The organism is Sphingobium sp. JS3065 (assembly GCF_026427355.1).
Lineage (GTDB): Bacteria > Pseudomonadota > Alphaproteobacteria > Sphingomonadales > Sphingomonadaceae > Sphingobium.
The window spans coordinates 621422-633470 of sequence record NZ_CP102665.1 but is presented as its reverse complement, the minus strand read 5'-3'; the positions used below and the strand labels follow the sequence as shown (position 1 = coordinate 633470).

12 protein-coding genes and 2 pseudogenes are annotated in these 12049 nt (G+C 60.3%); 5 read left to right on the top strand and 9 right to left on the bottom strand.

Annotation, left to right across the window (positions count from 1 at the left end):
* Nucleotides 1-66 precede the first annotated feature (66 nt).
* Genes NUH86_RS20255 through NUH86_RS20240 form a run of 4 tightly spaced genes read right to left on the bottom strand, consistent with a single transcriptional unit; the run spans nucleotide 67 to nucleotide 3056 of the window.
* Nucleotides 67-660 carry a nuclear transport factor 2 family protein gene (locus tag NUH86_RS20255; RefSeq protein WP_267252302.1) on the bottom strand — a complete coding sequence of 198 codons (594 nt, stop codon included), beginning with the start codon at nucleotides 658-660 and terminating at the stop codon, nucleotides 67-69.
* Nucleotides 657-1676: a zinc-dependent alcohol dehydrogenase family protein gene (locus tag NUH86_RS20250; RefSeq protein ID WP_267252301.1), complete on the bottom strand. Its 1020-nt coding sequence runs from the start codon at nucleotides 1674-1676 to the stop codon at nucleotides 657-659. The genes NUH86_RS20255 and NUH86_RS20250 overlap by 4 nt, the downstream gene beginning before the upstream one ends.
* Complete coding sequence (locus NUH86_RS20245; protein ID WP_267252300.1) at nucleotides 1673-2257, bottom strand: nuclear transport factor 2 family protein; 585 nt, start codon at nucleotides 2255-2257, stop codon at nucleotides 1673-1675. The genes NUH86_RS20250 and NUH86_RS20245 overlap by 4 nt, the downstream gene beginning before the upstream one ends.
* A gap of 37 nt (nucleotides 2258-2294) precedes the next feature.
* Complete coding sequence (locus NUH86_RS20240; RefSeq protein WP_267252299.1) at nucleotides 2295-3056, bottom strand: glucose 1-dehydrogenase; 762 nt, start codon at nucleotides 3054-3056, stop codon at nucleotides 2295-2297.
* A gap of 228 nt (nucleotides 3057-3284) precedes the next feature.
* Between NUH86_RS20240 and NUH86_RS20235 the strand changes: the two genes are divergently transcribed.
* Both NUH86_RS20235 and NUH86_RS20230 read left to right on the top strand, forming a co-directional pair.
* The gene (locus tag NUH86_RS20235; protein WP_267252298.1) at nucleotides 3285-4196 is read left to right on the top strand and encodes an acyl-CoA thioesterase; all 912 of its coding nucleotides are present in this window, start codon (nucleotides 3285-3287) and stop codon (nucleotides 4194-4196) included.
* Between the two features lie 16 nt (nucleotides 4197-4212).
* Nucleotides 4213-4974 carry a 2-oxo acid dehydrogenase subunit E2 gene (locus NUH86_RS20230; protein WP_267252297.1) on the top strand — a complete coding sequence of 254 codons (762 nt, stop codon included), beginning with the start codon at nucleotides 4213-4215 and terminating at the stop codon, nucleotides 4972-4974.
* Nucleotides 4975-4983: 9 nt separating this feature from the next.
* Here NUH86_RS20230 and NUH86_RS20225 read toward each other — a convergent pair whose 3' ends face one another.
* Entirely contained in the window at nucleotides 4984-5676 is a 693-nt protein-coding gene (locus NUH86_RS20225) for a TetR/AcrR family transcriptional regulator (protein ID WP_267252296.1), read from the bottom strand.
* Nucleotides 5677-5977: 301 nt separating this feature from the next.
* Between NUH86_RS20225 and NUH86_RS20220 the strand changes: the two genes are divergently transcribed.
* The 3 genes and pseudogenes from NUH86_RS20220 to NUH86_RS24775 all read left to right on the top strand — a co-directional run.
* Complete coding sequence (locus tag NUH86_RS20220) at nucleotides 5978-7264, top strand: cytochrome P450 (protein WP_267252295.1); 1287 nt, start codon at nucleotides 5978-5980, stop codon at nucleotides 7262-7264.
* Nucleotides 7261-8016, top strand: coding sequence for a hydroxyacylglutathione hydrolase (gloB, locus tag NUH86_RS20215; RefSeq protein WP_267252294.1), 756 nt, complete (start codon nucleotides 7261-7263; stop codon nucleotides 8014-8016). Before NUH86_RS20220 ends, gloB begins: the two co-directional genes overlap by 4 nt.
* Before the next feature lie 32 nt (nucleotides 8017-8048).
* Nucleotides 8049-8339, top strand: a pseudogene (locus NUH86_RS24775) (transposase); the annotation flags it as partial.
* Between the two features lie 152 nt (nucleotides 8340-8491).
* On the opposite strand, the pseudogene NUH86_RS24905 reads toward NUH86_RS24775, so the two are convergent.
* The 4 genes and pseudogenes from NUH86_RS24905 to istA form a co-directional block, all read right to left on the bottom strand.
* Nucleotides 8492-8665, bottom strand: a pseudogene (locus NUH86_RS24905) (transposase); the annotation flags it as partial.
* Between the two features lie 363 nt (nucleotides 8666-9028).
* Entirely contained in the window at nucleotides 9029-9640 is a 612-nt protein-coding gene (locus NUH86_RS20200) for a transposase (RefSeq protein ID WP_416365377.1), read from the bottom strand.
* 143 nt (nucleotides 9641-9783) lie between these two features.
* Nucleotides 9784-10518 (bottom strand): IS21-like element helper ATPase IstB, encoded by a 735-nt coding sequence (gene istB, locus NUH86_RS20195; RefSeq protein WP_267249973.1) that lies wholly within the window; start codon nucleotides 10516-10518, stop codon nucleotides 9784-9786.
* Nucleotides 10505-12016 carry an IS21 family transposase gene (gene istA, locus NUH86_RS20190; protein ID WP_267249972.1) on the bottom strand — a complete coding sequence of 504 codons (1512 nt, stop codon included), beginning with the start codon at nucleotides 12014-12016 and terminating at the stop codon, nucleotides 10505-10507. The genes istB and istA overlap by 14 nt, the downstream gene beginning before the upstream one ends.
* Nucleotides 12017-12049 lie beyond the last annotated feature (33 nt).

Here is a 12049-nt window from a genome sequence, read left to right as displayed (position 1 = left end):
GGCGCCCCACGTTCGCTCGTCTTATCGTCCATGCCATGAAATTGGATCAGTCCTCTTATCCTATGGTCAGGGCAGCACTTGTTCGAGTGGAGGAGTGGCGGGACGGTTGCGATCCGGGTCAACCGGCGCAGGGCCGTAGGGCAGGGTCGAATAAGCTGTCCCCGCGTCGGCTAGCATGGATTTGTGGACGAGGTCGAAGTGCCGGCGCTTGAATAGCCACCGACCATCCACTTTCGCATAGTCGTCATGGTAGATGCCCCTATTGAACATCCCGCCGCCATTGGGAAGCACGACATGTTCATCGACATAAATCCGGCCGCGCCCAAGGTCGCCGTCCAGTTCAAGGATCATCGTATGCTGCACCTGCCAAGTGCTGGTGAAATTCTGCATGAACTGTTCCCAGAAGCCGAGAATCATCGCCTTGCCCACCAGCTTTTGCCCGACAAGCAGCCATTCGCCGTCTTCAGCCCAGGCGCTGGCAAAGCTATCGCCGTCCTTACGCCAGCAGGCATCGCTGTAGATCGCGAGCAACTTGCGAAGCGCCAGTTCGTCAGCAACATTGTTCATGGGATTGGTTTCCTTGTCATGGCCTGGTGTTGACCCGTTCCGACGGCGGGTATCGCGAGCGGTTGCCTGCCGGGAGCCGTCGAAGCGGCTCAATCGATCCGCACGATCACTTTTCCGACATGCTTGCGCTCCAGCATGTGCCGATAGGCGTCGGCCGCACGATCGAAGGCGAAGACCTCATCGAGTACCGGCCTCAATTTCGCGCTGTCCATTGCTCGCAGGGAGTCGACGAAGTTCCGGCGGCTGCCGACGACAATGCCCTCCAACGTCAGTCCGTTGCCCAGCAGCGCAAGGGGGCTGAACACGCCATCCGCCCCGCCGCTGAAACCTACGATGGAGATATGGCCGCCGATCGCGCTGGCGGCGATGGTCTGCTGTATCGTGCCAGGGCCGCCGACCTCCACCACGCGATCCACCCCGGTTCCGCCGGTAAGAGCGCGGACGGCGCCGGCCCATTCGGGCTGTTCGACATAATTGACCACCGCATCGGCGCCGAGCGCGCGCAATTGTTCGGCCTTGGCCGCGGAAGATGTGGTTGCGATCACGGTCGCGCCCGCGGCTTTGGCATATTGCAGCGCGAACAGCGATACGCCGCCCGTGCCCTGCACCAGCACAGTCTGACCCGGCAGGAGCCCGCGACCCCCGACCAATGAGGACCAGGCGGTGACGCTGGCGCAGCCAAGGGCCGCCCCTTCTTCGAAGGAGAGATGATCGGGCAGGCGCAGCACGCCATCGCCGCTCAATATCGCCTCTTGCCGAAGCGTTCCGTGCAACGACCCGCCCAATGCATCAGTCAGATAGGCTTGTACGGGTGGGCCATCAACCCAACGGGGAAGCATAACCGCGACGACGCGGTCGCCAATAGCGATGTCACGCACGTCCGAGCCGACTTCGAGAACCTCGCCTGCCCCATCCGACAGGGGAACCACGTCGGCAATCGTGCCACCGCCAGGGACCATGTCCAGGAGTATAAGAAGATCGCGATAATTGAGAGAGGCGGCGCGCATGCGCACCCGCACCTCATTCGATCCGATCGCTTTGCCTTCCGCATCCTGGCATGACAGGCCATCGAGGCCGCCCAGTTTTTTGAGATGATAGCTTTTCATCATGACTCCGTGGGAAAGGGAGCGGACGCATTCAACCTGCGTGGCTCGCGCAGCTGCCGCAGTGGTCGCATATAGGAAACATCGTGATTGTCGCGACGGTTGGGTGCGTTGTGCATCATTTCCGCCATGGCTTCGAGATAGAAGGGGTTGGCGTCGGGCCGGGATGACAGGTCGCGGAACCATTCGATCACGCAGATGCGATCGGCGATGCGCCATACGCCATCGCGACGCTCGAAACGGTCGATATAGCGACAACCGGTTATGTCGAAACTGTCATCCGCATTATGGCCATAATAGACGCAATAGGTCTCGCCATGGGCAACATCGCCGTCAATCTCGCACATATGGTTCATGATCGTGTGCATCGTCCGCTTTTGGCCGATGCTATGGGCTTCATGAACCCAGTCCCAGAAGTCCGCCGCCTTTCCAACGAAGACGCCGTGGTCATCCTGTGCATCGGCATGATAGGCGGACAGCAGGAGGTCCTTGTCCAGCCGATCGACGCCACGGCAATAACGGGTCAGGCAGTCCATGATTTCCTGCCGATCGATCAACCGGCGCAGCTTTTCCTTGAAACTAACCATGTCCTCTCCCTTGCGATGATGCTTGCGATTGGCCGCGTCACTGAATGACCGCACCTCCATCGACCACCAGTGCGTGGCCGTTGACGAAGCTGGACTTGTCGGAACAGAGCCAGATCGCGGCCTCAGCCATTTCCTCCGGTCGAGCCATGCGACCCATGGGCGAGTAGTTGTCCAGCGTTTCCTTGACCGCAGGACCGAGCGCAGCGACCTGTTCGACCATGGGCGTGAAGGTCACGCCCGGGCAAAGTGCGTTCACCCGGATTCCCCGCCGCGCATAAGTCAGCGCCGCGGTCTTGGTAAGTCCGATGACGGCGTGCTTGCTCCCGGTATATGCGGGCAGAGAAGGCATGCCGGATGAAACGATGCCGTTGGTAGATGCGGTGTTGACTATCGTTCCGCCACCATTGTTCAACATGTGGGGGATCTGCGCCTTCATGCAGGACATCACCCCCTTCACATTGATCTCGAACGTGCGATCGAACACGTCGTCATTCCAATCCTCGCCTTCGTCCAGGCACACGCCCGCATTGTTGAAGGCGCAGTCAAGGCGGTCATAGGTAGCGACGACGGCTGCGATCAACGCCGCGACGGAAGCGCGGTCGCTGACATCGCAACGTACGAAGCGGGCTTCGCCTCCCGCACCACGGATTTCGTCGGCCACAGCTTCGCCCGCGGCCTCGCTGATATCCGACACGATCACGCGGGCGTCGTGCTTGGCGAACAGGTGGGCAGCGGCGCGCCCGATACCGGCGCTGCCGCCGGTAACCACGGCGACCTTACCTGTGAAAAGATCGGGCATACGGAATCCTCCATCTTTTTGTAGCCGATTCTCTGACCGGTCCTTGCGCATCTTGGGCCGCCACCGGATGTAAATCAATAGATCGATTGCTTATGATATGCATCAACATCTGGCATTTGGTCGCATGGACCGCCTTGGATTCGAGAGCCTATATAAAAATCTTGCGCCTCGACCATATGATATATAGCATGCATATCATATGCTAATTAATAACGTTGATTGGTGAACATGGAATTGCGGATTGGCCGGCTCGACGAAGCTCCGCTGGAGGACTGGGGAAATCATGTCCCTTCGCTCCTGGATCTTGATCGCATAGGGCCGGACCGATTTCGTTCCCGGTACAATCAGCCCAATTTTCAGAATGTGCTTTTCGGTGGACAACTGCTCGCGCAAGCCGTGGCTGCCGCAGGCCGCACTGATCCCGCAGGGCAACTCCATTCGATGCACGCTTACTTCCTCAGGGGAGGGGTGGGGGAAATCGCCGTCGATTTTGAAGTGGATCGGCTCCGCGACAGCGCTCAGTCCGGATCCCGGCGTGTGATCGCAAGTCAGAATGGCCGGCCGATTTTTGAACTCACTTGCCTGTTCCGCCGCGAGGCGGAGGGATATTTCCATCAGGCTGGCGCACCGCGTAACATCCCGCAGCCAGACGATTTGCCGTCGCTTCTGGACATCCATCGTGACGAGCCCGGACTTCTGAACGAATTTGGCGACTTTCTGCTGTTGGGCTCACCTGTTGATGTGCGGATTTTTTCGCGCGATCATCTCCGATACATGCCGGGGGAAGCCCGGCAGAGTTTCTGGTTTCGGTTGGCAAGCGCCGCCTCCATTCGCGACGCGCATGTTCATCGCTGCCTGTTAGCCTATCTATCAGATTACTGGTTCGCGCGGGTGATGCTGGTGCCGCACTGTGCTCCGGCGCCGGATCGCAAGCTTTTCTTTGCCAGTATCGACCATACGATGTGGTTTTACGCCGATGCCCGGGTCGACGAATGGCTTCTATATGAAGCCGACAGTCCGGTGGCTTCAGGGGGTACCGGATTGGCGCAGGGCCGCATTTTCGATCGAACAGGGCGGCTGATCGCGATTACGGCCCAGGAAGTGATTGTGCGGCCACGCCTCCAGACAGTTGAACCTTGAAGAAAGAGCTACAAACGTGAGCGACATCCCGACGCTGATCAGCAGCCTAGCGCCTTGGCCCGACGTCGATTTTTCCGAGTTCGGCGAAGTAAAGGCCGAAAAACTCCCCCGGATGCAGGCCCTGACCGGCAAGTTTCTCGGCCGTAATTGGGTCACTATTCCGCATGTCACCTATCATGATGACGTCGATGTGACGGATGTGGAGCATCGCCGTAAATCCTGGAACGCTGCGCATCCGGACAGCAAGTTGACGCCCGTCGCCATTCTGGCGAAAGTTCTGGCTCAGGCGCTTGCCGAATTTCCGCAGTTCAACGTGTCGATCAATACCCAGAACCAGACGTTGATCCGCAAATCCTACTATCATGTCGGCATTGCGGTCGATACGCCTGCGGGGCTGGTCGTGCCGGTCATTCGCGATGTGGACAGGAAAAGCCTGTCTGAAATCGCTGATGAACTCAAGGCGCTGGCCGACAAGGCGCGGACGAAGGGCCTGAACATGCAGGAAATGTCAGGGAGTTGCATAAGCTTGAGTTCACTCGGCCATATCGGCGGCACCAGCTTCACGCCGATCGTCAACGCTCCCGACGTGGCGATACTGGGCGTTACCCGCACTCGGCCCGTGCCGGCGCGTGGTCCCGACGGCGAACTTATGTGGCGCGATATGATGCCGCTTTCGCTCAGCTACGATCATCGAGCGATCAACGGAGCGGACGCGGCATATTTCGTTCGGTACATCGGCATGCGGCTCGCCGATCCGACCTTGTTGGATGGCGGTTGACCTCGCTCGCTAGTCTGCCTTCCCGTCTGGCGCGGCGGCATGAGCCACCGCCTCTTTCTTGCCGACCAGTGCGTCGAAGCCAGCGGCCAGGAAGGGGACCATTTTTTCCAGGATCCGGTCCATATCGCTGGACTTGCACAACCCTGCCGACTGGCGGTCCACGAGGCCGACCTGGAGCAGCACGTGCATTGTGGTAGCCGAGATGAAATGCACGGCCCAATGAAGATCCTCGGGCTCGGCATCGGGATAGATCATCGCGAAGGATTCGACGAGGATATTCTGTGTCGTGACCATATTCTTCCAGAGCGGATCGAGCACATCATCGTTATTGCGGGCATTGAGCGATCGGATCGCCAGTTCGATATAATTGCGCCATCCGTCGCCTGATGAACTGCTGAGGCGAAAGCTGGGTTCAAGATAACTCCGCACCAGTTCGGCTGCGGTCGGGTGGCCTGCCGACGAGTTGATGGCGTTGATCAGCGACGACTGTTCCGACTGGATATAATGATCCGCGCGCCGCTCAATAACCTGCGCGAAGAGCTCCCGCTTCGATTCGAAATGATAGGTCAGAGAACTGATGCGGAGGCCCGCCAACGCCACGATGTCGCGTACCGACACGCCACTGAAGCCATGCTCTGCGAAAAGCGTCTCCGCTGCGTCCAGAAGACGGGTCCTCACCTTGGCGGCGGACGACTTTTTCACGGCGCTTGTCATAATAGCCTTACAGTTAGTGTTTCTCAACAGACGGCAGGGGCCAGTCACAGGACATAATCTGCAACCTGCAATCTTGACGCAATGCCTCAAAGACGGTACGGACGTTCGTCCCATAAATCAAGAACAGGGGCGCGACAGCGGAAGGGTATTCTGAAGGGCTGTTTGACCGTCCCGGAATTGGCAGGCGGCGCGGTAGTGCATATCGCCGTTTGATTTTCGTTGTTCACCTATGTTGGGATTGTCCCATGTTAGCCGCTCCTTCCGATCAGCGGCGGATTAGGATTTGGCGATGCCGACGGTTCACGAGAAGATGGAATTTCCATTAGGCGAGAGGTTCAAGGCGAGCCTGACTGATCCTTTCGACTTCTATGAAGACACTTATGAGGCCAGCCCGGTTTTTCCCGTTCGCCTGGACGGGCACGAGAATCCTGTGTTCGTCGTCACCAGCTATGATCTGGTCAAATATGTATTCGACACGGCGACGCTCTTTTCGAGCGAGTTCCATCATGTCCTGCATCCGGCCAAAGACCATTATGTGGAGTCGGAGGAGGTGCTGGCGGGCGGCTATACCTTGCCTCCGTTGCTGCTCAACATCGACGCGCCTGATCACAAACGGTATCGGAACTTGCTGGGCCCCATCTTTAACGCGAAGAATGTAACGCCTCTCAAGGACGAGCTGGGCGCCATAATGGATGACCTGATCGACCAGGTCATCGAGCAGGGCGAATGCGATTTCATCCGCGACATCGCGGTCCCGTTCCCGACCGTGATGATCGCGCGCATCATGGGCTATGAGCCCGAGATAGTAAGCCAGCTGGCGGTCTGGTCCGACGCCATGATCATGCGGATCTCCCAGTCGCAGTCGGCCCAGCAGGATTTTCGCTACGCCACCCTGATCCGGGATTTCCAGAACTACATCCGCGCTATTGCCGCGGCGCGCTGCGCCGAACCGCGCGATGATCTGACCTCGCAGATAGTCCATGTCGAACAGGACGGGTTTCGTCTGACCGAAGATGAAGCCTGCACCCTGATCCACGAACTCACCGTATCCGGCCACGAAACGGCTCGTAATTCGACCATCGGTGGGCTGGGCCTGCTGCTGCGCGATCCGGAGATGCTGGCCAGATTAAAGGCATCCCCCAATCTGATCCCCCGAGCGGTGGAGGAAATCTTGCGCCTGTTCACGCCCGTTGCCGGCATGTGGCGTATCGCGACGCAGGACACGGAGCTAGGCGGTGTGGCGATTACCGCCGGTTCCACTATCCTCGTTCGCATGGATGCGGCTAACCGCGATCCGCGCGCCTTCCCCAATCCGAATCGCATAGATCTGGAACGGCGCAACCTGAACGCGCATCTCTCCTTCGGCTGGGGCCCGCATTATTGCATCGGCAACCTGCTTGCCCGCACGGAGGTTGTGATCGCCCTGACGAAGGTTATCGAACGGTTCGAAAATATCCGTCTGATAGAGGAAAAGAGTGACCTTGGCCGTCCCCGGCACATCATTCTGCGCTCCACCAATGCGCTGCACATTGCTTATGACAAGGGAGAGAAGGTTGAAAGGGTGGTGAATTCATGACAGTAGACGTCCATCAGTTCCCTTGTCTGGACGATAATTACGGCTTCCTTTTACGGGATCGGGCCAGTGGCATGGTTGCTTGCGTCGATACGCCGGACGCCGACCGCATCCTGGCGGAGATGAAGGCGCTAGGCTGGGGACTGGACCTTATACTCAACACACATTGGCATCCGGACCACGCCGGTGGCAATGCGCGGCTCATGGAGGCAACCGGCGCGCGCGCGATCGGCCCGGCCGAGGTTCAAGGCCATTATCCAGTCGATGAGATCGTTGCCGACGGCGACCAGTTTGTGCTGGGCGAAACGGCTGTTCGAGTGATGGACAGCGGTGGCCATACGCTGGGCCATATAGTCTATCATCTTTCTGATGACGCGATGCTGTTCGTGGGAGACACGCTGTTCCCGATGGGGTGTGGACGTGTGTTTGAAGGAACGGCAGAACAGATGTGGGCATCGCTCGATCGCCTGTCTCGCCTGCCTGAAGAGACGCGCGTCTACAGTGCCCATGAATATACGCTGGGCAACGCGCAGTTCGCCTGCAGTGTCGATCCGTCCGATGCAGTGATCGAGCGCGCCGCGACGGTGACTGATATGCGCGCGAGGGGAGAGCCCACGGTGCCGACCACGATCGGGGAGGAGCGCGCCACAAATCCCTTCTTGCGTGCGTCGCTGCTGGCGATCGCGCGGGATGCGGCGAGCGAAGCCGAGGCGTTCGCCCGCGTTCGCGCAGCCAAGGATGAGTTCAAAGGTTAGAGTTTACGGGTTAGACTAAAATAGCTGATTCTATGAGCTTTCCAAATTGGAGAGCAGGTATGGCGCGACGTTCGATTGGTCAGGAGCGGTTTGGTTTTGCAGGGCGCGAGCGAGCGGCTTCGTCGCCCGATGCGCTGGTATCGCTGATCGATTGGAATCCCGTCGCGGCGCTGCTCGATCCGCTCTATCCGGCCGCCAAGGGTGAACCGGCCTGGCCGCCACTGGCGATGTTCAAGGCGCTGCCGCTATCGATCTGGTATGACCTGTCCGACGTAAAGCTGGCCGAGGCTCTGGACGACCGGACATCCTTCCGTCGCTTTTGCGGATTTTCCGCAAATGAAGCGACGCCAGAGCGGACCGCCTTGGAGCAGGCGTCCGATCGTGTCCCAGAGTGCATTGCGGGTGCGGGCCGCTGCCTTGCGCAGCAGCGCTTTGAGTTTGGAGAACATTTCTTCGATGGGATTGAGGTCGGGGCAGTAGGCGGAAGATACAGGATGCTGGCGCCGACGGCGACAATGGCCTCTCGGACGCCGGCAACTTTATGCGCGGGCAGATTGTCGAGGACGACGATATCGCCTAGTGACAGGGCCGGTGCGAGGAATTGCTCGACATAGGCCCATGATCCACCTCCAATGATGGTGAATCGCAAATCAGACCCAATGGGAATCCAGAGGGTTCTGTGAGGTCGCGCGGGGTTGGTTGTGCGTCATGGCGCGGTGCGCGACCTCATTGAAGCCGGATTGAGCGCACTCGCTGGCTGGGCAGACGCTATGGGGTTAGTGGCTTCTGTCCCGGTCCTTGTCGAGGAACAGGCGGTCGTGAGAGGGGGCTGACCGGAGACGGAGGCGTCCGGGACGGTATGAAGGCCGAAGTGGGCAATGGTTGCGCGAGGGCAAGGGTGAGCGGCAAGTACCGTAATGTCGGTCTAGGCGGAGGATGACTGCGGCCCTCCGTGCGCCAGTTGGCTGCGTCGCCGTGGTGCCGTCATGATCAGGGAGGAAATAACGCTGGTTCATGGCTTTGCCGGCGGTCCGCGCGCTCGCCACGCCGTATCGCGCGGCATTGTCGCAACGATCCGTAACGTCCCGCCGCAACATGGGCAGACGGTGGGATCGAAATCGGCGCACTTGGGATGTGGCAAGGCGATGTCGTGGTCGGACGTCACCGGCCGCGTAATCACCAGCAGGGAGCGGATCGTCGCAAGCCGGGCACGACGGCACCCGTTGGCGAGAAAACCGTAGTGGCGGATGCGATGGAAGCGGTCGGGCAGAGTATGGAGCAGGAACCGGCGAATAAACTCGTCGGCAGCCAAAGCCATATGCTTTTGGGCATTGCCATGCCGATAGTCGCGCCAACGGAAGGTGACGGTTGCATCGGCCATGCTGACGAGACGACTGTTGGAGATAGCGACGCGGTGGGTGTAGCGGCCCAGATAGGCGAGAACATGCGCCGGTGAGCCAAAGGGCGGCTTGGCGTAGACCACCCAGGACATCTTGCGCAGCGACCTGAGCGTGGCGACAAAGGCGCGGCTGTCGCTGAGACCGCCAAGTGCCCCGAAGAACTGCAGGCGTCCGGCCTCATCCGCTGCCTGTAGCCGCGCCAGGAACAGTCGGCGGAATGTCAATCGGCCCCGGATATTCACCCCTGATAAGCGCCCAACATTGACCCCCTGATAGTGCGCCAGGATCGTCGGCATGGGGGTGAGGCGGCGGAGGGCGTAGCCCGGAGCCGGCTCACCCCCATGCCGATGGCGTTTCTCCTGGGCTATCAGGCAGCTTCGCGGTTCTTGAAGCGCCAGCTCTCGTTGCCGGTTTCGATGATATCGCAATGGTGCGTCAGCCGGTCGAGCAGCGCGGTGGTCATCTTGGCGTCGCCGAACACCGAGGGCCATTCGCCGAACGCGAGGTTGGTGGTTACCATGATCGAGGTCTGCTCGTAGAGCCGGCTGACCAGGTGGAACAGCAACTGACCGCCAGACAGCGCGAACGGCAGATAGCCCAGTTCGTCGAGGATCACCAGGTCGAGCCGGGACAGATGATCGGCAATGCGCCCCGCTTTTCCTGCGCGGGTTTCAGCTTCGAGCCGGTTCACCAGGTCGATGGTGTTGTAATATCTGACCCTGGCGCCGGTGCGCACACAGGAGCGTCCGATCGCAATGGCAAGGTGGGTTTTTCCGGTCCCGGTCCCTCCGACCAGCACGGCATTGCGCTGGTTGGCCAGGAAGGCGCCGGTGGCCAGATCGCGCACCAGCCCTTCGTTGATTGGCGTTTCGGCAAAGTCGAACGCCGTAATTTCCTTGGCCAGCGGCAGCTTGGCGATCGTCATCTGATATTTGATCGAGCGCGCCTGCTTTTCGTCGATCTCGGCCTTCAGCAGATCACCGACCACGCGGCTTGGGCTATGTTGTCGCTTCACCGCATCGGCGATCACCTCATCATAGGCGTGCCGCATGCCCGCGAGCTTGAGCGTCCCCATCATCTCCAGTATCTCATGGCGTTCCATAGAACCTCCTCAGGCTATCGTAACGGGCGCAGTCGGCGACGGGCTCGTGACGGAGCCGGAGCGCCTCGGGCGTGGCGATGGTCAGCGGCGCCGATGGCTGGCGCTGACGGGTCAGGATATTGAGCACGACATCGCGGCTGACGGTGCCGCCGATCAGCGCCTCGGCGCACGCTGCCTCGACCGCATCAAGCCCATCGCTCAGGACCGCCGTCAGGATGCCGACCATCTGGCGGTCGCCATCAGAATGGCCACTCAGGCGGCGACGTACCCGCTCGATTGCGGGTGGAAGCGCCCAGTCCTTGAACGGTGCGCCGTTGCGCAGCGCGCCGGGCTTTCTCGCCAGGACAGGGACGTAATGCCAGGGATCATAGATCGTCTGGTCACGGCCGAACCGGCGGTCATGTTCGCCGACTATCTCGCCTTCCTGCCGGATGACGATGCGGTGGGCATAGGCGTGGATATCCACCGGCCGCCCCGCTGCCGCCGCATGTACCGAGTATTTATTATAGTCGAACCGCACCAACAGCGTCTTCGATACCGACGCGGGCAAAGCGTGGAAGCCGTCGAAGGGTCCGCGATAGGCGATCAGGGCGGGACGGTCCGCGGTCTCGAACACCTCCCAGACCGTCCGGTCCTTCAACTCGGGATGCGCCGCGTGCTTCGCCCGCGTGACACAGCGATCCTCCAGCCATGCGTTCATCTCGGCGTAGCTCTTGAACCGCAACCGGGGTGTGAAGAAGCGTTCGCGCACCAGGCCCACCTGATTCTCGACCTGGCCTTTTTCCCACCCCGACGCCGGCGTGCAGGCAACCGGCTCGACCAGATAATGCCCGCACATCTGTTGGAAGCGGCGGTTATACTGGCGCTCGCGACCGGCAAAGATCGCGTCGACCGCCGTCTTCATGTTGTCGTAAATACCGCGCTGGCAGGCGCCACCGAAGAAGGCGAACGCCTTGTCATGAGCATCGAAGACCATCTCCTGGCTCTCACGCGGATAAGCCCGCACGTAGAACATCCGGCTATGGCAAAGCCGCATGTGCGCGACCTTCACCGTGGTCGTCGCCCCGGCAATGACGACGATCTCATGGCTCCAGTCGAACTGGTAGGCTTCACCAGGTGCGAAGCTCAGCGGCACATAGGCCGCCGCTGTCACCGCTGAGCGCTCTCGATGCCAGTTTGCCGCATACCGTCGGACCGCGTCATAGCCGCCACGATAGCCAAGACCCTGCAACTCCTCGAACACCCTGACCATCGTCAGCCGCTCGCGCCGGACCTTGTGGTCGTTCGCCTCCAGCAGCTTGTTCAGATCGGAGGCCCAAGGCCCCAACTTCGGCAAGGGCTGCACGCTGCGTTCGTATGTGAAAGCCGTCTCGCCCGAGCGCAGCACCTTGCGAACCGTGTTCCGCGAAACGCCAAGGTCCCGCACGATCTCCTTGATCGACTTGCCCTTGACGAAAAACTCGCGCCGGATGCGCGCCACCGTCTCCACGATCAGCATCTCCCACCCGCTCCCGCAGCAAAGTGCAAGAGC